Consider the following 22,141-nt stretch of genomic DNA (forward strand, 5'->3'; position numbering starts at 1 on the left):
CTATCGTAATTGTTGGGGTAAAAGAATAGCTTGTGTAACAAGCTAAATCGAACAGTTTTTTAGTAGTATTTGCTATGCAACACTTACAATCACTCTTAAAAATATCCTTTTCTACCGGCGAATAAGCGATGTCTTCCTTCCAGTCAGTTTTGTGCCATTTTGAGTGCGCTAATGCCTTGTTTTGTAGCCAGTAACGGAAACAAATATTTAACTTCAAAACAGAAAAAATGAATTTAGTACAAAATTTATCTATTGGCCTGAGCTTAGCTTGTTTGATGATGATGAGTAGCTGCTCGCAGGAAGATGCTCAAATGCCTGAGCCGAAAGTAGAGAGCATTAATACAAATTCGAATCTCAAGACGGACATGATTCCCTGGATGCCGCCAACAAAAGGATACACCGGTGTCGATACTTATCCAAACCTATGGGAAAGGTACAGCCCTAATTCTGGTGCTAGTGATCCAGTCGCGTACCCGTCAGGCACTTCAAGCTTGACACATTTATGGGGAAACAGTTCATTCTCTTGGGTAAAGTCTTTGTCTGCCGTCCCAAATCAACCATGGAGTAGCTTCCTGACAGTCGCAACTTCAAGTAAGTTGCAGCTTAAAAAGAGATCTATGGTTCAAACGAACATTCAATTTCTGACCCCAGGGGCAAATTATGCTTTAACAATTTATGTCGCTTCCACACTTCCAGCGGGTAAAGTCGCAACTTTTGCAAAGCAAGGTCATGTGTCGATATCGACTCCAGGAGCTGAGCCTCAGGTGTTCAATGTCGATTTAACAAATAGCAAAAATTGCTGGGTCAAGAAAATTATCATGTTCAAAGCAAAGGCTCAGGTAATGAAATTTATTTTTAGCGCTGAGCCTGCGCAGGAGGGTCAGTATGCATACGCACATGTTTTTGTTGGCCAGGATGCAATTGTGAAGTTTTAGTAAAACGATTTCTCATCGCTACTTTGCTATTAAAGGCCGTCTCAGCTCACTGATTCGGCCTTTTTGTATTTATGCATCTTAATAACAGCTAGGGCCACCTTCTGCAAAACATGCATTCAGTGCACTTAAATTCCAAACTTCGTCAGGGAAGCAATAGGTGCAAGTCCTCAGCTTCTTGCCAAAAATAAATCGCAAGGAATCAGTCCCCCGATGCGAGTTACTTCGCAGATCTATTATTAAATAAGTACAATTTAATATCGACCTACATATAAGCCTAAAACCGGGTGTTTCCGAAGAATAAGCCTGGGTGTCCGGTGGGTCAGTTTAATTGCAGAGCCTTTTTTATTGCCCTTTCTTGTAGCCATTGATAGAAATATATGTTTAACTAAAATCTTTAAAAAAATGAAATTAGTACAAAAATTGCCTGTGGCACTGGCTGTTGCCTGTGTCATGATGATGAGCAGTTGCTCGAAAGAAGATGTTCAAACTCCCGAGCCGAAAGTGGAGAGTGTGAATGTGCATTCGAGTTTGAGAGGTGCAGGAGGAGTGATTGCATTGCCACAATTTCCTTCAACATTTGGAGCGACGGGTGTTGACATTTATCCCACAAGCTGGGAGAGAGCAATATATCCAGGGAACGCGTCGTGGCCGGGTACACCGTCTGTTGCGGCGTTTCCAACTGGCGTTTCGAATCGTACCCATGCGTTTGGAATAGCACATCAATGGGTTAAGCCATTGCCAGCAATTCCGTCCGCACCCGGTGCAAACTCGTTTGTTACATTTGTAACAAATTCCTCTGAATTTGATGTTGCTAAAAGAGCCGATGTTGAAGCTAAAATTAAGCACTTAGTTGTAGGTCAGAAATATTCCATTGAGTTCTATGTTGCAACAACTTCTATCGGGGTCTCTGGATCAGGATATGCCAAGCGTATTATTGCCCAAGTTGCCTACCCGAACTATTTTGTCGATATTAATTTGACCGGAAAAAAAGCGGAATGGGTTAAAGCAAGTTTTGTATTTAAAGCACGCTACCAAGAAGAGACATTCAGTGTTGCAGCCGCATCGGAAAATAATACTTTCGCATACGCACACATTTTCGTAGATCAAAATTCAATCAAAAAGGTTCGTTAGAAATACATTGAAGAACGCCATAGCGGTCGCCCTGATTCTCGGGGCGGCCATTTTTATTGTAAGCTGGGCTATTCGTTTGCTCGCCTCACTTCCACTTCTCCATCAAAACCTCCAACCAATACCCAAGTGCACCTACTTCCAAACTCGCATCCAGTTCGCTTCAATGACGGACATTGCCGGGTAGCCAATCGGGGCCACGTCCTCGCACGCTTACCAAAATAAATCGCAAGGAATCAGTACCCCAATGCGAGTTATTTCGTATGCTTATTATTAAATAAGTACAATTTAATATCGACCTACATATAGGCCTGAAACCAGGTGCTTCCGAAGAATAAACCTGGGTGTCCGGTGGGTCAGTTTAATTGCAGAGCCTTTTTTATTACCCTTTCTTGTAGCCATTGATAGAAATATATGTTTAACTAAAATCTTTAAGAAAATGAAATTAGTACAAAAATTGCCTGTGGCGCTGGCTGTTGCCTGTGTCATGATGATGAGCAGTTGCTCGAAAGAAGATGTTCAAACTCCCGAGCCGAAAGTGGAGAGTGCGAATATGAATTCCAACCTGAAGGTGGATGCTTCTACGCCTTTTATGTCATCGACAAAGGGATACCTGGGTATTGATATTCTCCCTGCGAACTGGTCTCGGAATCTCGCTGGCTATTCTAGTAATACGATGTCGTATCCAACAGGAGTTTCAAGCATGAAAAATTTATGGGGCGATCCTTCAACGCCATTTGTGCAAAGCTTGTCCTTGATCCCATGGGCGGCAGATATGTCTACGTTTATTACGGTCACCACTTCGGGTACCTGGAATACCAGCAAGTCTTCCTTAAAAACCAAAATTAACAACCTGCTGATAGGGAAAAAATATGCGCTTACGGTATATGTTTCTTCTACTATACCCGAAGGGACCGGGAAAGCTTCATTAAAATACGCGAAATCATGCTTGTTAAGCGTCGCTAGTCAAGCTGGGTCCCAAGAGACTGTTGTGGACTTAACCAGCTACAAGTATTGCTGGGTACAAAAAATCGTCACTTTTACAGCAACGAGCTCTCAAATGGATTTTGCTTTCTCGGCAACACCTCCGATGACGGGACAGTATTCTTACGCACATCTTTTGATTGCCGACAACGCGGTTAAGCTGGTGAACTAATTGAGGTTTGCTGTCAACTCGCAATGAATTCTTATGTGCTTTTGCGAGGTAATTCGGAAGTCAAATAAGGAATAATTACAGTTCTTAATCGATCTACACCTAAGTCGGAAAACATTCGTTCCCGAAGAATAAACACGGTTCTCCGTTGGGTCAGTTTAATTGTAATGCCTTTTTGATAATCCTTTCTTGCGACCATTAACAGAAATAAATGTTTAACTAAATTTTTAGAAAAATGAAATTAGTACAAAAATTACCTGCGATCCTGGCAATTGCCTGCGTCATGATGATGAGCAGCTGCTCTAAGGACGATGTTCAAACTCCGGAACCACAGGCAGCCGTGTCAAACTCGCATTCAGGTTTGAAGACAAATGCAGGAGAAGTAGTTGGGCATCCCTTTTTCCCGTCAACGACCGACGCAATTGTGAATTTTGACTCTTACCCAAGGTATTGGGAAAGATCTGTCCTCCAGCAGGATAACCTCGTCGCATATCCTACCGGATCGTCAACAAGGACTTCACTCTGGGGACATTGGTACGAGGATTGTCAATGGATAAAGCCGTTGCCTCCGGTTCCTTCAAATTTGACGGCCAATTCCATGGTAACGGTAAGAAGCTTTACTTCCATCGCCGCCGAAACACAGAAGAGATCCTATGTGCATACGACGATCCAGAACTTGATTCCAGGAAAAGCTTACACAGCTACCTTCTATGTAGCAAGTACTATTACGAACAGAATTTTGAGCGTCAATACAAAGAATGTATATGCAAAATCCGCAGAGATAAAACTTTTGCAGTCCAATTCCGGGACGGTTAACGTGAATGTTGATTTGACGGGAAAAGAGGCAGTATGGGTTAAGAAAACAGTGACATTTACGCCGCAGACGGATCATGCTAAATTTTCCTTCTCGGGTCTAGCCCAGCCGGGGAATGTGTATTCTTATATACATCTCTTCGTAGACGTCAATGCAGTGAAAGAAGCACTTCAAGTTACACCGATCCAGCTGTAACAGGAGAAATACCAGATGCGAAAACGCCGCCTCAGAATCCTGAGGCGGCGTTTTCGCATCTGGTGCCTTCCACCGTTTTATGCCAGTCTGAAAGTGGAGTGCTAGTCCCAAATGTTGATAATTACTTGTCGCCTGACTTGTATTATATAGACAAGTTGTAGAATACTTTATCCCAGTCAATTCGTAAATAACAAACAAAATCGAAGGTAATATTAGTAATAGCTTCTATACGAAAATTACTATCTGGCGTACAAATCTTCCATTTTGCCGGACAGTAACCACCTCCGTCCTCTCGCTCATTGTCAAGGCCCTCTTCGCCGAACAAACACTTCTTTTGTACCAGTAACAAAATCACTTGTTTAAACAGAACAACAGAAAGATGAACCTAGTACAGAAATTACCAATGGGCCTGAGCCTGGCTTGTATAGTGATGATGAGCGGTTGCTCGAAAGAAAATGCTCTGACTCCTGAGTATAAAATGGGAAGTTTGAATGAACATTCTGATTCTAGAAAAGCGGATGTAGTTATTGCATTGCCACAATTTCCTTCAACAATAGGAGTTACGGGTCTTGACATCTATCCAAAAGGCTGGACGCGAGCATTATATCTTGGCACACCTCCTGTTGCGGAATTTCCCACGGGGGTTTCGAATCGTACACATGCCTTTGGAAATTTTGGCGTCGCATATCAATGGGTTAAGCCTTTGCCAGAAATTCCATCCGCGCCTGATGCAAACTCATTTATTACAATAACAACAAAATCATCTGAATTTGATGCTACAAAAAGAGCCGATGTGACTGCTGAAATTAAGTATTTAGAAGTCGGTCAGCAATACTCCATCGACTTTTATGTTTCAAGTACATCAGTCGGCGGTCGCAAGGCAGGATACGCAAGGAAAGTGATTGCTCAAATCGGTTACCCATCCACTCCCAAAGATATCGATTTGGTGGGTAAAAAAGCGGAATGGGTTAAAGAGAGCATTGTATTTACCGCTTTGGCAGGGAAAACTACCTTTTATTTTAGCGCTGCATCGGAACATGACCATTTCGCCTACGCGCACATATTTGTAGATAAAAATTCGATCAAAAAGGTTCTTTAAATTAGGTTAAGTAACATCAAAGTGGCCGCCCTGGTTTTTGGGGCGACCACTTTTCTAAAGCCAGGCTATTCGTTGGGTTACTCACTTCCACTTCCACCCCCTGAAACCTTCATCCAGTAGCCTCCAACAACCTCATTTCTTAACCTCTTTCACCGCCTTAATTGGAAAATCTCCGTATTGAGACGACACTATGCCGGTTAATGTATCGCCTTTTTGTGCGAAGCTGTATTTGAATACGCCCGCCTGGCTTTCTGTGGTGAAAGTTACTTTGCCCTGATCCACGGTCAGCTCCTTCATCTCCTGCTTTTCTGTGTCACCTACGTATCCGACCGTTTTGTTGTCCTTTTGCTCAAAAGTAAAGAATCCCGACTCGTACTCAGGAGGAACGTCGCTGATCAGGTATTTCCAGGTGCCAACTACATCATCGGCCGTGACTGCTTTTTGCGCTGCAATGGAGAAGATGCTAAGTGCAAAAATCACCAGGAAGTAATACTTTGTTTTCATCTTAAATCGGAAGTTTAAAGTTTGAATGTCTCAACATGTGGTCTAAAAATAAAAACAATTCTGGATTTTGTGCAAAGATTTTAAAACAAAAGCTTATTAAAGTATTTCAATATACCCATCGGTCCCATTCACACGGATCCGCTGCCCGTCCCTGATCAGCCTGGTAGCATTCTCCACTCCGACCACTGCCGGTAAGCCATATTCACGAGCAATAACGGCTCCGTGGGTCATCAGTCCGCCCACTTCGGTGACCAGGCCCGCGATGGACACGAACAATGGCGTCCAGCTTGGGTCGGTAAATGTGGTAACCAATATGTCTCCATCTGCTATGTCAGCATCCTCCATGCTGAGGATCACCCGCGCCCGTCCTTCTATAATGCCCGAGGAAACAGCCAGTCCCGCAATAGCTTCGTTCGGTATATTTTCCCGCTTATACGCACCTGTAATGATCTCACCATCAGACGTCATTACGCGTGGCGGAGTCAGTTTCTCGTAAATTTTGTACTCGCCTTTTCGCTGGTTGATGAGCTGGTAATCCAATGTCTTAGTGCGTACCACTTCACGGAGCTCTTCAAAGGTGAGATAGTAGATAGCCTCTTTTTCAGGAATAACATTGGCATGCACAAGTTGTTCGGCTTCTTTCAGTAACGCTTGCTTATAAACGAAGTAGCGACTGATCATACCATATTTCGGATATTCACGATAGCCACTCAAATTCCGGATCAGGTCTATCATTCGTTTTGTCTCGCTGGCTTTTTGTTCACCATCCGGCAATTGCTTCAATCGCTCTAATAACTCTTTTTCTTTCTTTAATGCTTCCTGTCGACCCTGCTCAAATTTCCGTTTGCCAGCATGATGCTCAAAGTTTTTGATGTTACTGACAATGATCGGAATAAGAGCAGCTGGTTTTTCACTCCAACGCGTCTTAGTAATATCGATTTCGCCGGGACATCGCATGCCGTATTTGTCGAGATAGTCATCAACAGCGTCCCGGGTCTCCCGTCCGCCATCAAACTTTGCAAGCTCGTCTAAAAAGTGATGGCCTTTTGAACTTAGCTCAGTATGCCGTTGTAAATATTCCACTACCTCCGGATAAGGACGGATCACGTCGGCAACATCCAGTAGCGCCAGGCCCATTTCCGAAGTAACATTGTTTGGTACGGATTGGGAAAGGGTGTCCGCCGCATTTTTTTCCCCCAACCATTCGTTCATTTTTTCATTGACCCATGATGCAGCATTCATACCGGTCATGATCACACCAAAGCTCAGTGGGGCATGTACTGTCTTCTTTAATTGTTGGATATCTTCCAGGATAAAATCAAGCAGGTCCGATCCTGATTTCATCCGGATGTTTTCCTTTAATGCTTCTATCGATGTTTGATTGGTCTTGATCAAATCAGAAACGACCGCTGCAGCGCCGCCGAGTGAATCGTAATCATTTAATGCCAGATAATTCGGAGGCGACTCAGCTTTGTCGCTTTTGCCGGAACCTGCTTCTTGTTCATCATCCGGTAACGATTTTATTACATCTCCCCGGTCTATGATCGTTGTAAGTGCGTCTTTGATGAGCGGATCGAATTTTCCCAGTGTGTCTATAATCGTTACCCGGCCAGCGGGCGAAATCAACATGGGTGTAACGTCGACAAATAGCCTTCCGCCAGCTACCCGCATCGACGCAGGAGTCGACAGCAGCCAAAAAGCCAATCCCAACGGTTTCATCGCATCCGTCATCATCTGCTGATGACCGACGGATAGGTAGACGCGCGGACCGCGATCGGTCGGGTCTTCATCACTCACCTCGGGAATTGGATATAAGGTTGTGATCGGCCGACTCTGGACAATATAAAATGTATCATCAGCTAAACACCATTCAATATCCTGCGGGCTTCCGAAATGTGTTTCGATCGTTCTTCCGATGCGGGCTAATTCTAAAATCTGCTCGTCCGTCAATGCTTGTCGGCCCTGCTGATCAGGTTCAATCTCTTGTTCCTTTGTGCCGCCGTCACTTAAAGCATAAATGGCCAGTTTCTTGGTGGATATTTTCTTATCGACAATTTTGCCCTCGCGAACTTTATAATGGTCCGAATTCACCAGTCCGGAAACCAATGCTTCTCCCAATCCGAAACTGGCGTCAATGGAGACAACTTTTCTGTTACCATTAACCGGGTCTGCGGTGAACATAATCCCTGCCACTTCGGGTAAAATCATTTTCTGAATAGCAACAGACAGATGGATCTTTCGATGGTCAAATTGATTTTGCAACCGATAAATAACAGCTCTGTCCGTAAAAAGTGACGCCCAGCATTTGCTGATATGTTTCAGGATCGCATTGATGCCGGTAATGTTCAGATACGTATCCTGCTGGCCTGCGAAGGAGGCTGTCGGAAGATCCTCAGCCGTGGCGCTGGACCGTACGGCATAAGCATCTTTTTCACCATACTTTCTGAGATAATCCGCAATTTCTTTCGCTATATCATCAGGGATAGGTATACCATCGATAGCATCACGGATTTTTGCACTGGTTTCACCGATAGCCGATCGCTCCTCGGCTTTCAAATGCGATAATGCATCCAGCAAGCTGTTTAGCTCCGGGTTGTTTTCGGTGATTTTTTGATACGCTTCGGTGGTCACGCAAAAACCTTCCGGCACTTGTATCTCCCGGATCTTTGACAGCTCTCCCAGGTTGGCGCCCTTGCCTCCCACAACCATCAACTTCGATCTGTCGATCTCCTGAAAATCAAACACGTATCTGTTCATATTGGCCAATATTTTGAAATGTTGAAAGTCAAAAATAGAAGGTCCGATGTATCAAAACATCGTTTTTTGACTATAGTTTTTTGTGCACAATAGGGCAGATCGTGGAGACGTTATTCATACAAAAAACAACAATATTTCCTTTCTCAATTGAGATGATTGAGTGGCGACTTACGGATTCAATTGCGGTGGATATACCTTTGTTGAATCTGTACAACAGATCGGACCAGGAGAAAAATGATGTGCAAGATCTTAAACATAGCATCAATCCTCCCCAAATTCCAGCAGATCCCCAGGCTGACAGTCCAATGCTTTGCAAATGGCTTCCAGTGTACTGAACCGGATTGCTTTTGCCTTTCCTGTTTTGAGAATGGAGAGGTTAGCCAGCGTTAGATCCACCTTTTCGGAAAGCTCATTCAATGACATTTTTCGCTTAGCCATCATCACATCCAGATTTACAATAATGGGCATGGCTATATGGTTAATTCGTTTTCAGACTGGATTTCTACGCCGCGCTTGAATATCTGTGAAATGATAAACACCAGGCCGACCATGAATATAAACTCGCCCGACAGCCATTTTCCATGAAGTTCCCCGCTTAACTCTTCCAGCCATACGGTGTACGCATTGACTACCATGGTAACAAGCCAGGTGCCAAATGAGTAATAACTGATCTTCTCCAGTCTCCATGCCACTTCCTTCGTAAATGGGTTCTGCAGGTTAAAATTGGTCAAGGTTTTGATAACCAGTAAGGCGATCACAGATTTCATGATCAGCAAAACCGATAAAAGGGAAATGTACAAGGTGTAGTACCAAAAACCGAACTGTTCGAGATTGTACAGATTCAGTCCGTTATACAAGTTCTTGGCTCCCTCGGGCTTTACAATGCTAACGCAGTAAGAAAAAAGGATAGCCCCAACCTCTACCATAAACCCGATGCATGCCACCCAAGCCAGTATCCGCATAACCGTGAGCACCTGCCCGGTCCGTGTTTGTGTTTCAAATTTCATATAGATCGTTTTTAAAGTGACGATCAAATATCAATAAAATATTATTGATAAACAATAAATTTAAAGTGAAATTCAATAAATAGTTAAAAAAGAAACGTCCCTGAATTTCTCAGGGACGCTCCGCATGCTTTAAACCGTCGATAAAATCCCTAGTAATTCAATTCTTTCAGTTTCGCGACAACACGGTTGGCAATGATCTGGTAGCCTTTATCATTAATGTGAATGTCGTCCGCTTTGTTATCGGGACGCAGGCCAGTCGGAAAATTCATGTTTTCGAGATCCTTCATGTCCTGAGCGTTGGGTGTGTAGCCAATCGCGGCCATTTCAGCCTCAGTAGGCGGCGTCATAGGGACGAATGCGCGGCCATACTTGGACGAAAGATGATCATTGATTGCGACGACCTGGTTATACTTTTCGGTTCCTTTTATTTCCGGCACGGCCAGCAGCACACCCAGGACAATATACCTTTTGGGATCCGAAATGTAGGCAATGGAACTGTCCAGTGCTGTTACAATCTCGTCTTCCGCAGTTACATGCTCCACATTGTTACGACCATACCATAGGATCTGAGTAGCTGACCTGAGGCGTGAAGAGTCTTCGAGGACGAATTCGGAATTAGGCGAAATGGCCGCGGTACTGGCAGATTCGGGAGTGATCGAATAAATTTCTCCCTGTGCCTCATTGGCCATTCTCGTAATCGTGCACTTCACCCCTGCAACGGTACCTGCTCTGCTGTAAGTGTTGTAGTTGATCGGTGTGGACAAAAACTCATTGCTCAATTTTGTGACCTTCACAGCATTGGTGCCGTCCAGTTTGTCTCCTTCAACGGTTATTTTAAGCGGTGTACCTCCCTGCCGGGTCGAGATCGACAGGGCGACCTGGCCCCCGATGCCATCGCCAACGCAATTCCGCCCCGGGAGCATTGATCCCACCAGCGTCCAATACGGAAACGTTCCCCCTGCTCCGATAGTCAGGCTGTCTCCAAAAAATGCAAGCGTCTGGTCCCTCTTCGGTTCGTCGGCCTTTGGCTCCTTCTCCGTCTCTGCATCTTTCTTTTCCGGGATAATATCGTGCAGCAAATCGCTACATGACGTCAATAAGGCTGTTGTAAAAATGGCGGCCCCGGATTGCAGAAAAAACCGCCGGCGGTTGAGTAAATTGCCTGGACTATGAGAGTCCGGCTTAGTGTCAGGATCGTTAATCATTCTGTTTAGAAGAAGTGTGAGTTCATTTTAAGCTTCTAAACAATAATCATTCCAGTGTCTCATTCCGGGTTATTCATCCCGCGTACGCAATGCCCGCCTGGCATAAAAGAATTGCAGTCTGGCCATCATGCAAACTGTTATTTTTCTTGCTTTTGAACGCTAAGTGTGTAATATTTATTCTATGGCTTTGCCTTACTGAATGATGTAATCCGACACAATGAAGGTTCAAATCCTCTCTATTTTAATGATCTTCGTGGTCAGACCTGCTTGTGGGCAGGTCGAAAAAATCGCGAAACTTCAAAAGAGCCTTCTTTTAATCCAGGATAGCACGCAGTATGTGGACGTTATGAACCAGATATCAATGCATTTTTATGAACAAAATGCGGATAGCACGCTGTATTACGGTCTTCGTGCCCGTGAAATAGCATTCAGGCTGCATTATGCGAAAGGACTGGCTGACGCAACCAATAATCTGGGCATCGTTTTCGATATCAAAGGGAATACTCAGCTTGCGTTGCGCTACTATAATGATGCTTATAATCAATATACTGTGCTCGGAGATTCCTCCAATATCGTTCAGACATTGATGAACATTGCCACAGTTTATGGAATCAGTGGGAAAGACCAGAAGGCCCTGGCCAATTTTGATCGCGCGCTGACCCTCGGAAATCAGATATCCCATGACTCGATTACCGCATTGGTCATCTTCAACTACTTACTGATTTATCCACATAAATTTAATAGAAGCAAAAAGGAAGAACTCACGGAAAAGGCAAGCAAGATCGCAATCAAGTATCATGACCCGCGTTTAAAACTCGCCATTCAGCAACTTCGGGCGGATCTTTTGATCGCCAATAAGGAACGTGTCAAAGGAATACAGCTTCTGGACAGCACGCTGGCCTCGGCCATGGATATGAAGCTTTATTATCTCAGTATGGATATAATGATTGAACTGGGGGACAATTACTTTGCCGAAGCTCCTGCAAAAGCCTTGCAATATTATACGAGGGCACTGGGGATCGCCGAGGAAAAGAGCTATCGGATGTATGCCAAAGATATTTGTTTAAAGCTGTACGACATTTACCTAGCCAAAGGAGATAATGCTTCCGCATTTATTTATAGTCAAAGACTACTCAGGTTGTACGAGGAGCAGGCAGGCATCGACCGGTTTTCCAGCATAGATTACATTGAATATGCTGTGAAAGACCAGCAGCTGATCTCGCAGCAGGTTGAAGCTGAATACAGTACGAAAATGCTCTGGCTTGCTCTGGCAGTCTGTTTTCTAACTATACTGAGCATTATTTTCTTATGGAGAAACACGAGGCTTACCAGGAAAACCAATGAGGTCCTCACGTTGCAATTCCGGCAGCTCGAATCTACCACAGAGGCATTGGAAAGTAGCAATCAGAATTATGCGAAGCTGATCAAAATGGTAGCACACGACCTGCGCAACCCCATTGGCGGCATTCATGCCCTGAGCACGTTGCTGCAGGAAGAAAATCTGAGTGCCGAAGAAAGCTCCGAATTCATGCAGCTCATTCATGAGTCGAGCAATAGTTGTCTCAACTTGATAGGCGACCTTCTACAGACTGATTTTGATTTTAAGGAATCGGAACTTCAAAAGGAGCAAATCAACTTGTCGGGCTTTCTTCGGCAAGCGGTAGCGCTGCTGACTTTCAGGGCTAACGAAAAAAATCAGCAGCTGATTCTTGGGGAATCCGTACAAATGCTGATTACCGCCGATCCCGACAAACTTTTGCGGGTACTGAACAACCTGATCGCGAACGCCATCAAATTCACGCCCGAGGGAGGGATTATTGAGGTCAATACCGAACTAGCAAGTGATGGTATCGTCATTTCGGTGAAAGACAATGGCCTGGGAATCCCCAAAGAATATGCCGCAAAACTATTTGACCCCTTTACACCATCCAAAAGAACAGGAACGGCCGGTGAACAACCATTCGGGCTGGGATTGTATATCTCAAAGCAAATTATCGACGCACACCGCGGCAGGATCTGGTTTGAAAGTGAAGAAGGAAAAGGAACGAAGTTCTTCGTGTTTTTGCCTGAAGAGAAGCCTTTTGCCACGCAACTTAAAGGTGATCTGAAAACTGCATAGCTACAATCTTTTTGACATCTATCCTGCCAAAAACTATCCCGATCCCAGAAATAACAGAAACAATTTACGCGGCGGCCTGCGAAAAACCTTCACGACCAACAGGGAAAATACATTCAACGGGCATTTCGTATATAGCCACACGGTAACGCAGTTTGCGTTCCATGGACGGTTTGTTTCAGCCCAGGCCACGTTCAAATTTTAGTAATACAGAAATTTATCTAAAATAAACTTCTGTCGCAGCTCTTGTTTTTAAGCTTCACGAGCTGAAAGAGCTGTGTCGAGTAAATGGTATCAATGTTTGCTTTGGGAACAAAAGCGGCAAGCAGAACAGGATCATCGGACAAAATGTAATCGTAGCAAAAGTCCTTTTGTGCATTGGGAAGTACCATTAGCTCCTGGTTATAGCGAATGTATTCCATCGTCCCGGGCTGCTTGATCTTCGTAGCAATCGCACTCCAATAGTGGTAAAATCCATTATTATTTTCAAAAAACACGCCAACATTCTTATGGTCACCTTTGATATGCGCCAGCAATGGTTTGAAGCTCAGATAATCGTTCGGGTGGCTCAAAAAATAAGCTCTGTCGCGATCCATGTTCAATATGTTCGACGAACGGTCCTGATCGTAGTAGCCAACTTGTGTGAGCAGATCGAAGACCTTTTTCCGTTCACTGTAATCCAGCCATTTTTTCAGCGGATGACAGCCATCTTCACCAGGAAAATCATAGTACGCTCCGAGGTGCTTTTGGTAGAGCTGTCGCTGTGCACCGCCGTTTTCACAAATGGCAATTGGAATGTGTGCAAGTAGTTTTCGTGTGAGATAATTGATCGAGATGAGTTCTTTGCTGGGGTTGCCATATACGAACGGGGCCGAGATCAACATCAGCGGTATCGCCATCCAGGCGATTTTCCATTGTGGTTTGCGGCTATAAATGTATGCTACCATCACCGCCCCCATCGCGAAAAAGGGCATCTGGGTACGCGTGCTCCACAGCTGGAATTTCATTAAAGTACAAAACATGATGAGGCCCAACACAGCGCAAATCCAAAACCATTTGACATCCCACTGCCTGGCCAAAAACAGTAGTCCGGGACTTGCAAACAGGATTATCCAGAAATGAATTGTATTGGGTATCATATCCTCGTGTACTGAATATTTGACGGAAAAAGGATCAAGGGATATATCAGGATCATCGATTTCCACACCCATTTTTTCATGCAGGTTTCTGATACCCTCATCCACGATCCGGTTAAAACGGGTATCGGGCAGGCCGAGGTTAAGTCCTGCGTTTTTGATCAGTGTTGAAAAAGTAAAAAGTGGCGAATGTTTAAGTGCGGGTAATTCCTCGGACGCAAAAACGGTATTTCTCAGCGGGCTCATAATATGCCCGAACAATGTATAGTTCCGGTAAAAAAATGGAGCGAATGTACCTCCCAGCAAAACAATGGCCAAGACCAATACTTTTAAAGCATACGAAAACCGGTACTGCACCAGAATCCTGATCGCAAAGTACGCGGTGAAGGGTATGGCAAAAATAAAGATGGTGTATTTGGAAAAACCTCCGAACGACAATGATAGCAGGAACGCGAATAATGTAAGCAGAGACCGTTTTTCAAGCAACTTAAATCCAAAATAGACAAACGAAATGAAGAAAAAACAGGCACAATAATCTACCTGCGTACTGGTACTTTCGAGGATACTGATCGGCAATGTGAGCAGAAAGACGGCTGCCAGGAGCTGTCCATCCTGTTTCAGGCCGAGTTGTTTGGCTAGTAAAGAGACACCCGCTAAGGATCCTATAAAGGAACCAAACTGGATGAGGCCTGCAAAATGATCGCCGCCCGAAAGGAGTACAGTGTCCAGCACGAGGTATTCTGCAAAAACATTGAGATACAATTGCTGTAAATGCACGGTCGGAAAATGATCCAGGTTACCATTGTTGATCCAGAACAGAACCCTATTAAGATGGTACATATGGGAATCAAAGTTGTTCGGAGCGGCATATACGGCGAGGAAAAGCAGCGGAAGAATATAAAATAGCAGCGCGGAAACGATGATGATCTTGTTGCCTGTTTTCAGTCCGGAGAGCTGGAAAGTCTTTCTCAAAGCAGCTAGTTTTGAAAGATGGACCTTTCCGGTATAATGAAAGTACAGTAGCAGCGCTGAAATATTTATAACCGTAACTGACCAAAAAATGACAGCCGACTTGGTGTTAAGCTGATTGAAGGTCGAAAACACCTCATTGTAAACAAATACCAGTATTGCATTTGCGATCAGTGATAGGATAAATGACTCCCGGGCGTTGGTATACAGGTCATTTTTGGAAGAACTGAGAAAGAAAATAACAAAACTCAGCGCTACCGACAGCAATAGTAAACAAAAACCCATAATGCGTTATCGAAGGGGTGCTAGTAACTTGTAGAATAATTTATTATTTGTTAATAATCAACAGCTTTTATAACAAATATAGATGATTATCGTACTGTTCGAGCTCCCTAGTTAACAAACGGCTGCAATTCTATATTATCCGGTTTAAGAAATTCAAATTTTTATTTTTGGATTATCTCCAATAACTAGGATAATTTCCATATATTTGGACACTTCAATCTATTAGCTATGCGCAATAATGGATAATTGGGTATTAAGGTTGTATTATTGAAAACACCCTGCAGGTCATACCAGCAGGGTGTTTCTGATTAAAGTGCTGTTTTCAAACGAATAACTAGCTCCGTTACAGCACTAGTCTGTTTTTTCTGACAAAATTAACAAGGCCAACCGAAGTGTAAATGTTCAGCTTTCGGCAAATGTTGCGTCGGTGCGCATTGATCGTAAATTCGCTGATAAACAGCTTTTCACCAATTTCACGACTGGTAAGGCCGTCGGTAATGTAGCGTAAGATTTCTACCTCCCGTGGCGTGATCTGGTATTTTTTTAAAAAATCATCAATCAGAAATGGCGGGGAAATGGCGTCGGAAAGGATTCCCTGAAACCACTTGCCGCCGGCAGCAACCGTAGTGATCGCCTCTTTCAGCTCAATGGAGGTGCAATCCTTGATCAGGTAACCTTCCGCGCCCAGCTTTTTGATCTCACGCAGTAGTTCGGGCTGGCCGTAACTCGTAAACACGATCACCTTCACCTTCGCGAATTCCTTTCGGATCACTTTCAATGTCTCCACACCGTCCATATGGGGCATATTGAGATCCAGCAAAACAATGTCGAAATGCATTTGCTTCAATTTTGCGATCAGCAGCCGCCCATTTGAAGCCATATCGACCTGCTCGACGGTCTCAATCTCGCGCACTACACTCACTATGCCCTCGACGAGCATTGGATGGTCATCCGCAATGATAATTTTGATAGACATAGCGCGCTCAGGCCACTTTTTCCAAATATATTTCAATCACCACCAGCACGCCGCCTTCCTGCTTATTGCTGATCTCCATTTTACCATTCAAATAAGCAACCCTGGAACGGATCGTACTCAGGCCTTGTCCCTCCGTTTGCGGAGTCTCGTCCATTCCCACCCCATTATCCTCAATGATGATCGTCACCATATCCGTATGCTCGATCACTTCCAGCGAGGCTTTTGTGGCCCTGGCGTGTTTCAGGATGTTATGCAGCAGCTCCTGAATGATCCGGTACAGATCGTGAAAAAAAGGCAGATCATAATTACCGGTGTCCTCAAAACCTACTACCACCGTTTCCAAAGCAATTTTTCCGGACAAATTGATGATCTCCGCAGAGTCGAGCACTGCTTTTCTGAAACCATATTTTTCAATGACCAATGGATTGAGCTGGTGGCTCAAATCGCGTATGGTACTCGACACGGACGACAGTATTTCCTGTGTTTTTTGTAATTTTTGCTCTCCCTGTTCGTCATTTCTTCCTTTTTCCAATGTGGACGAAACGGATAATGAGGCGAGTGCGAGCATCGAACTTACCTCATCGTGCAGCTGATCCGCGATCTTTCGCCGTTCTTTTTCTTCCGCTTCCATCACACCCTGCATCAGGTCAATGTGCCGCTGTTTTTCGACCCGTTGCATTTCACTTTGCTGCAATGCATCTTTTTGCTTGTTCCTGATTTGCCGGCTCCGGGAATGCAGGATTAATAGTACGATTGTCAGCACAGACAAGCCAATAACAAGGCTGTAAAATATCCGCTCCTTCTTTATTTCCTCATTCCGATTGAAGCTTTCCTCATTCAGCCGCGTAATCTGCTGCTCCTTATCCTTGATCCGCACCTTGGTCATCACCTCCTGGATCGCCCGGTATTTATTAAGATTGGTCAGCGAATCCTTGATGTCGTAAAAGTTTTCCAGTGCCGTAGTATAGCCTTTAAAATCTCCTTTTGCTTTTAGGTACTCCGCTTTAAACTTGCTGTAATAATAGCCCGTGGCGGAATACTTCTTGTTATCCAAAGCCTTTTCAAAGAAGGAAAACATCTTTTCCGCCTCCGTAAATTTGTGGTTAACCGTCAGGATATGTGCGTAATAAAGCTCCACGGGCAGTACGTGAAAACCTTTGGAATAATCGTTCGTACTGGCAAACTTCTTATAATAGGTTTCCGCCCTGTCGTACTCTTTCCGATGTTCGGCCAGCAAGCCTGCGGCAATAAAATAGCTGATAAACGGTATTTTTTCTTCGGGCAGCTTAAAGATTTTCCTGCTTTTATCCAGGAATTCCGCCGCACTTGCAAAATCCTGCTGGCATGATTTCACGATAGACATTTCAGCATTAAAATAAGCCGCCTGTGGGCTTTCTGGATTGGGTTTAATGCTGGAATTGTAAAACAGCTCGGCAAATTTCCCCGCAGATTCAAAGTCAGTCAATAGCAGATTGAGCTGCATCAGCTGGTAGTAAATGCTGGGCCCGGCGTTTCTGAATGTGAATGCCGTGCGCTCGTACAATTTGCGCGGGTACTTGTTCAGCGACGAATCTTTGGCCAGTTCGAGTAATGATTCAAGCTCTACTACCTGATCTTTCGGACTGTACTGGAGAAAAATATTCGCATAGTTATATCTCGCCGTAAACAACGCATTCTTGTTCTTCAATCCCGCCGCGAGCTGAATCGCTTTGACGAGGTACCGGTGCATAGTAGCCGTATCGGCCGTATTCGCCATTGCTTTGAATGTATAAATAAAGGACAGATTTTCCTTATCACCAGCCTTGATACATTCTTTCTCCCCCAATGCAATGTATTTTTTGGACGAATCCGGATTTGCCCATTCTCCATAAAGCAGCACGGTATTCGCCAGTGCCTCCCGGTACATTTGTCCGCTCCCAAAAGCATTACCCCTTGCTTTGACGTACAATTTTTCGGCTTCTTCAAAAAAATGCAGCGACTCTTTTGCCTTGGCCCAGTTCATCAAAATAATGTGAACCTTGCGCTTGTCCCCTGTTTTCTGAACCATTGGCAGATATTCCGCTAATATTTCGTAGCTGATGTCAATGTTCTTCTTGGCGATATCCTGGGCCAGATCACATACTTCCCTGAAACTTTCCTCTGTTACAGGTTTTGTTTTCAACCGTTTCCACGCGGCCCGCCCCTGTTCTGGCGTATAATCCTCGGCACGGACATAGGGTGATGCGACGATCAGCAGGATCACGAAAACAATACGCAGCAAAATTCCAGGATAGGGATTCATAACTGAACTCGTAAATTACTGATAGTTAGCTAAATATAGCAAACAAAACGATCCGCCATGTAGTCGCCGCAAATTGTTTCATTCCTTCATAAACTTACGGCTTTGTACCCCCGATTTGTCTGCATATTTGAGTAAATACATTCCTGGTAAAAGACCATTTACATTCATTCTGAGCTCTTCTTCTTTGTTGAATGTCCATTGACTCATCTTTTTTCCATTCATACTAAAAAGACTCACGTCGACTTCCTCTGCTGATTTTCCGCCTGTATGTATACGCAGGAGATTATCACGGACAGGATTTTCTGTAATGTAAACGCCCCCACTTCCCGGCCGACTCACACTAATGATCCGCGAGTAAGAGAATGTGCCGTCCCAATCCACTTGTTTGAGGCGATAGTAGGTAATGCTACCCTTCGAAATATTGTCTGTAAAAGAGTAGTAGGCAATACCCCGGTTATTTCCCTTACCTATCACTTCGGCCGTTTTCTTTAATGTGCCCGGCGTGTTTCCAGCTTCTATTTCAAAACGATCATTGCTCGTTTCCTCTGCTGTGGACCACTCAAGCATTATCGCTTGTTCGGTTTTTGAATATTTTCCTTCAAATGCAATGAGGTTGACCGGCAGCGGATCGAAGATCTGGAATGTTGCTACCGTTTCCCTGAAACCATTGTTGGCGTCCTGAAAGGCTACAAACGGGTTGGCGAATTTGTCAGTTGTCAAACTTAGGAAGCCGGCTGTGTTTCCTGTAAAATTTTCAGTACTGATCGCGACCCAGGAAGTGCCATTGAATTTTTTAACGGTCGCGGAAAAAGGGGAGGATTCAGACTTGTAGGCAATGAGCGGGATTTTATTTTTATCGATGGTCAATGAAATATAGGTTGCCTGCGACGGGGAGATACCCGTGGATGTACCTACATATATCCACGCAGTCCCATTAAATTTCATGCAACTGGCCCTCGAAAACGCACCGAAATCTTGAAACCCCAGATAGGGAACATTGTCCTGGTCAATGGCTAGCGAGATGAATTTGGCCCAGGAACCTGTGAAACCAACCGGACCTACTAGCTCCCAGGAAGCACCATTGAATTTTTGAACTGTTGCCTGTAACCCATGCCCGCCATCTTCGTAGGCAACGTAAGGAACATCATTTTTATCAATGGCAATATCGAGAGATTGGATAAAATTGTCGGAAAACCCTTCCGTGCCAACCAATTCCCAGCTCAGGCCATTGAATTTCTTGACAGTAGCGCGACCGGATATCGCATTGATACTTTTCTGATCACGATACAATACGTAAGGAACGTCGGCGCTGTTTAGGGCTATCTCCACTCCTCCGGCCATTTCTTCCGACACATCTGCACCCACCTTTTCCCAGGTACCCGCCGTCAGTTTCCAAACCGAAGCCTGTAAATCAACCGAACTAATCACGGCGACATACGGAACATTGGTCGAACTCAAAGCCATCGAACACGACTGGTTACCCTGCCCACCGGCAAATCCGGCAGCACCCAGGGTCGTCCATACGCCCGAAACCAGTTTCTTGACTGTGACCCGCTGGCCCACACCCGCGTCGGAAAAGGCTACGTACAAATCCCCGTTTTTATCAAAAGAAATGGTATTCTGAAACGCAATGCCGGCAGAAAAACCGGCAGTACCGACAGTAGACCATTGCGCAGAAGCGACCTGAAGACTTAGAAAGCTAATAAGAGTAAACTGAACAAGCCGGTAGAAAATAGAAGTTGTTTTCATAAAAAAACCGTGTAGAGTGAAATGCAAGAACTACGTCTGCAAATCTCTCTATACGGCTCTTTTTCTGAAATACTTACTTCTAACTAATTTAAGACCAATACTTTCTGTTGTACCACCTTTTCATGGTTGCGCATGCGGACAATGTAAATCCCCGACGCGGCCGACTGAATGGGAAGGCTGAGCGGCCCGCTCCTGCCCGAAATTTCTTCTTTCAGGAAAACAACCCCGCTCGTACTGATCAGTTCTACGGATTCAAAAGGTTGATCAATCATCACCGTCAATGTACTATTGTTGATCAAAGACGGTCTTACGAAGTTTCCGCTGATGTCCTCCTCGCCTGTTTTCACAGTAATGATCCTCGAATATTCAAAGCTGTCGTCGGTATCGATCATCTTCAGGCGGTAGTATAGATTACCTTTATCAGCCACCAAATGTGAAAAGCTGTATTTGAAACCGGTGGCGGCATTCTCGCCGGTAATCGTTCCTACTTTTTCAAAACTGTTGGCGTTCAGGCTAAATTCCACATCAAATGCTTTGAAATTTTCCTCAGAAGAAGTTTCCCAGGTCAGGTTAACACCTTCATTGCCAAGTTTTCCCGAAAAATTGATGAGTGTAACAGGCAATGCATCCTCAGCCACAATGCTGTAAACGGAGCTTCCCGCCACCGCATAGATCTCGCCCGCTTCGTCCTCTCCAATATTGAGGATATTGACGAGTGCCGAGGTCTGGAAAGTTTTGAAAGAGTTATCTGCCAAAATCTTGTGGATATCTCCCGAATAAACGTCCGTTCCTATATAGTAGCCATACATCAGTGGCCAGCCCGTACCGCGGTAAACCACGCCTCCCACCACCGATCTTCCTCTAACAGATCCGGTCACATAAGTGTAAACGGGGGGAGTGTAAGTGACACCCGGCGCATCGCAACCAGTCCGGTCCGCGATACCCGGCGTGGCGATATCACCTTCATAACACCGCCAGCCAAAATTAGCCCCCAGGGCGGCCGCAGTGGTAATGTGATTGATCTCCTCTCGTGCACCCTGACCCACATCGCCTATCCACATATCATGACTAAGGCGGTCGAAACTCCACCGAAACGGATTACGCAAGCCAATGGCATACACTTCATTGGTGTAAGGATTGGTAGCAGGTATCGCATAATTTTTCCCTGGGCTGGTAGCGTTCACATTGATTCTCAGCATTTTCCCCAGCAAACTACTGGTGTTCTGTGCATTTCCGGGTACATCGTTTCCTCCTCCGCCATCACCCGTTGATAAATAGAGAAACCCGTCATCGTAGCCAAACCTAAGTACGCCGCCATTATGGTTGCTGTTGGTAGGATGTGGGATTTTAAGGATTTCGAGTCGTGAACTGGCATTCGCGGAATTACCGGTAGCAGTATATCTCGCTACGACCAAATCCCCAGGGACATCCGTGTAATAGGTATAGAAATAGCCGTTTGTTTCAAAATCCGGGTGAAAAGCAATGCTTAGCAACCCACCTTCACCAGCGGTACCCACGGTGGGCGCAATACTGTTCATATTCAAAAAAGTGACGGGTGTACCCAATGCGCCAGGCGCAAAAAATTTGATAATCCCGGCACGTTCAGCAATGAAAATCCGGTTGGAACCGTCGCCTGCGTGCACGAGTTGCATCGGCGCCGTCAATCCGGTGATGACCGGCGTTTCTTTGATCGTAACATTGGGTTCTTGTGAAATGGCTGGATCAGAAATGATCAGGAAACATATTAACGGGAGAAAAGTTAATACAAAGCGGTGGTCAAGTTTTTTCATAACACACACATTTAGATTGTAGATGAAAATTACATAATATTT

General features: G+C 44.7%; 16 protein-coding genes. 6 read left to right on the forward strand and 10 right to left on the reverse strand.

What is annotated here, in order from left to right; all coding sequences use genetic code 11:
- Positions 1-227 precede the first annotated feature (227 nt).
- The 5 genes from ABIO93_RS24680 to ABIO93_RS24700 all read left to right on the forward strand — a co-directional run bounded on the left by ABIO93_RS24680 (position 228) and on the right by ABIO93_RS24700 (position 5,324).
- The gene (locus ABIO93_RS24680) at positions 228-935 is read left to right on the forward strand and encodes a DUF642 domain-containing protein (protein WP_348072667.1); all 708 of its coding nucleotides are present in this window, start codon (positions 228-230) and stop codon (positions 933-935) included.
- A 402-nt stretch (positions 936-1,337) separates the two neighbouring features.
- The gene (locus ABIO93_RS24685) at positions 1,338-2,066 is read left to right on the forward strand and encodes a hypothetical protein (RefSeq protein ID WP_348072668.1); all 729 of its coding nucleotides are present in this window, start codon (positions 1,338-1,340) and stop codon (positions 2,064-2,066) included.
- 436 nt (positions 2,067-2,502) lie between these two features.
- On the forward strand, positions 2,503-3,219 hold the full coding sequence (locus tag ABIO93_RS24690; RefSeq protein WP_348072669.1) for a hypothetical protein: 717 nt from the start codon (positions 2,503-2,505) through the stop codon (positions 3,217-3,219).
- Positions 3,220-3,451: 232 nt separating this feature from the next.
- Positions 3,452-4,225 carry a hypothetical protein gene (locus ABIO93_RS24695; RefSeq protein ID WP_348072670.1) on the forward strand — a complete coding sequence of 258 codons (774 nt, stop codon included), beginning with the start codon at positions 3,452-3,454 and terminating at the stop codon, positions 4,223-4,225.
- A 379-nt stretch (positions 4,226-4,604) separates the two neighbouring features.
- On the forward strand, positions 4,605-5,324 hold the full coding sequence (locus ABIO93_RS24700) for a hypothetical protein (protein WP_348072671.1): 720 nt from the start codon (positions 4,605-4,607) through the stop codon (positions 5,322-5,324).
- A 132-nt stretch (positions 5,325-5,456) separates the two neighbouring features.
- On the opposite strand, the gene ABIO93_RS24705 is transcribed toward ABIO93_RS24700, so the two are convergent.
- The 5 genes from ABIO93_RS24705 to ABIO93_RS24725 all read right to left on the reverse strand — a co-directional run bounded on the left by ABIO93_RS24705 (position 5,457) and on the right by ABIO93_RS24725 (position 10,797).
- Positions 5,457-5,828 (reverse strand): hypothetical protein, encoded by a 372-nt coding sequence (locus tag ABIO93_RS24705; protein WP_348072672.1) that lies wholly within the window; start codon positions 5,826-5,828, stop codon positions 5,457-5,459.
- Between the two features lie 96 nt (positions 5,829-5,924).
- Positions 5,925-8,585, reverse strand: a complete 2,661-nt coding sequence (gene ppsA, locus ABIO93_RS24710; RefSeq protein WP_348072673.1) for a phosphoenolpyruvate synthase — start codon at positions 8,583-8,585, stop codon at positions 5,925-5,927.
- 261 nt (positions 8,586-8,846) lie between these two features.
- Positions 8,847-9,053 (reverse strand): helix-turn-helix transcriptional regulator, encoded by a 207-nt coding sequence (locus ABIO93_RS24715; protein WP_348072674.1) that lies wholly within the window; start codon positions 9,051-9,053, stop codon positions 8,847-8,849.
- Between the two features lie 2 nt (positions 9,054-9,055).
- Entirely contained in the window at positions 9,056-9,592 is a 537-nt protein-coding gene (locus tag ABIO93_RS24720; RefSeq protein ID WP_348072675.1) for a DUF2975 domain-containing protein, read from the reverse strand.
- Between the two features lie 149 nt (positions 9,593-9,741).
- Positions 9,742-10,797 carry an SGNH/GDSL hydrolase family protein gene (locus ABIO93_RS24725; protein ID WP_348072676.1) on the reverse strand — a complete coding sequence of 352 codons (1,056 nt, stop codon included), beginning with the start codon at positions 10,795-10,797 and terminating at the stop codon, positions 9,742-9,744.
- A 217-nt stretch (positions 10,798-11,014) separates the two neighbouring features.
- Between ABIO93_RS24725 and ABIO93_RS24730 the strand changes: the two genes are divergently transcribed.
- Positions 11,015-12,916, forward strand: a complete 1,902-nt coding sequence (locus ABIO93_RS24730) for a tetratricopeptide repeat-containing sensor histidine kinase (RefSeq protein WP_348072677.1) — start codon at positions 11,015-11,017, stop codon at positions 12,914-12,916.
- Positions 12,917-13,134: 218 nt separating this feature from the next.
- Here ABIO93_RS24730 and ABIO93_RS24735 read toward each other — a convergent pair whose 3' ends face one another.
- The 5 genes from ABIO93_RS24735 to ABIO93_RS24755 all read right to left on the reverse strand — a co-directional run bounded on the left by ABIO93_RS24735 (position 13,135) and on the right by ABIO93_RS24755 (position 22,099).
- Positions 13,135-15,303 carry a hypothetical protein gene (locus ABIO93_RS24735; protein WP_348072678.1) on the reverse strand — a complete coding sequence of 723 codons (2,169 nt, stop codon included), beginning with the start codon at positions 15,301-15,303 and terminating at the stop codon, positions 13,135-13,137.
- Positions 15,304-15,646: 343 nt separating this feature from the next.
- Positions 15,647-16,279, reverse strand: coding sequence for a response regulator transcription factor (locus ABIO93_RS24740; RefSeq protein ID WP_348072679.1), 633 nt, complete (start codon positions 16,277-16,279; stop codon positions 15,647-15,649).
- Positions 16,280-16,286: 7 nt separating this feature from the next.
- Positions 16,287-18,560: an ATP-binding protein gene (locus ABIO93_RS24745; protein ID WP_348072680.1), complete on the reverse strand. Its 2,274-nt coding sequence runs from the start codon at positions 18,558-18,560 to the stop codon at positions 16,287-16,289.
- Between the two features lie 78 nt (positions 18,561-18,638).
- Positions 18,639-20,309 carry a T9SS type A sorting domain-containing protein gene (locus tag ABIO93_RS24750; RefSeq protein WP_348072681.1) on the reverse strand — a complete coding sequence of 557 codons (1,671 nt, stop codon included), beginning with the start codon at positions 20,307-20,309 and terminating at the stop codon, positions 18,639-18,641.
- 83 nt (positions 20,310-20,392) lie between these two features.
- Positions 20,393-22,099, reverse strand: coding sequence for a PQQ-dependent sugar dehydrogenase (locus ABIO93_RS24755; protein WP_348072682.1), 1,707 nt, complete (start codon positions 22,097-22,099; stop codon positions 20,393-20,395).
- Between the last annotated feature and the right edge of the window lie 42 nt (positions 22,100-22,141).

Source organism: Dyadobacter sp., assembly GCF_039919315.1.
Classification (GTDB): domain Bacteria; phylum Bacteroidota; class Bacteroidia; order Cytophagales; family Spirosomataceae; genus Dyadobacter.

Bases quoted from the DNA above. Each gene is read 5' to 3' on its own strand.
- ABIO93_RS24680 (WP_348072667.1), top strand. From the start codon at position 228: ATGAATTTAGTACAAAATTTATCTATTGGCCTGAGCTTAGCTTGTTTG.
- ABIO93_RS24685 (WP_348072668.1), top strand. From the start codon at position 1,338: ATGAAATTAGTACAAAAATTGCCTGTGGCACTGGCTGTTGCCTGTGTC.
- ABIO93_RS24690 (WP_348072669.1), top strand. From the start codon at position 2,503: ATGAAATTAGTACAAAAATTGCCTGTGGCGCTGGCTGTTGCCTGTGTC.
- ABIO93_RS24695 (WP_348072670.1), top strand. From the start codon at position 3,452: ATGAAATTAGTACAAAAATTACCTGCGATCCTGGCAATTGCCTGCGTC.
- ABIO93_RS24700 (WP_348072671.1), top strand. From the start codon at position 4,605: ATGAACCTAGTACAGAAATTACCAATGGGCCTGAGCCTGGCTTGTATA.
- ABIO93_RS24705 (WP_348072672.1), bottom strand. From the start codon at position 5,828: ATGAAAACAAAGTATTACTTCCTGGTGATTTTTGCACTTAGCATCTTC.
- ppsA (WP_348072673.1), bottom strand. From the start codon at position 8,585: ATGAACAGATACGTGTTTGATTTTCAGGAGATCGACAGATCGAAGTTG.
- ABIO93_RS24715 (WP_348072674.1), bottom strand. From the start codon at position 9,053: ATGCCCATTATTGTAAATCTGGATGTGATGATGGCTAAGCGAAAAATG.
- ABIO93_RS24720 (WP_348072675.1), bottom strand. From the start codon at position 9,592: ATGAAATTTGAAACACAAACACGGACCGGGCAGGTGCTCACGGTTATG.
- ABIO93_RS24725 (WP_348072676.1), bottom strand. From the start codon at position 10,797: ATGATTAACGATCCTGACACTAAGCCGGACTCTCATAGTCCAGGCAAT.
- ABIO93_RS24730 (WP_348072677.1), top strand. From the start codon at position 11,015: ATGAAGGTTCAAATCCTCTCTATTTTAATGATCTTCGTGGTCAGACCT.
- ABIO93_RS24735 (WP_348072678.1), bottom strand. From the start codon at position 15,303: ATGGGTTTTTGTTTACTATTGCTGTCGGTAGCGCTGAGTTTTGTTATT.
- ABIO93_RS24740 (WP_348072679.1), bottom strand. From the start codon at position 16,279: ATGTCTATCAAAATTATCATTGCGGATGACCATCCAATGCTCGTCGAG.
- ABIO93_RS24745 (WP_348072680.1), bottom strand. From the start codon at position 18,560: ATGAATCCCTATCCTGGAATTTTGCTGCGTATTGTTTTCGTGATCCTG.
- ABIO93_RS24750 (WP_348072681.1), bottom strand. From the start codon at position 20,309: ATGAAAACAACTTCTATTTTCTACCGGCTTGTTCAGTTTACTCTTATT.
- ABIO93_RS24755 (WP_348072682.1), bottom strand. From the start codon at position 22,099: ATGAAAAAACTTGACCACCGCTTTGTATTAACTTTTCTCCCGTTAATA.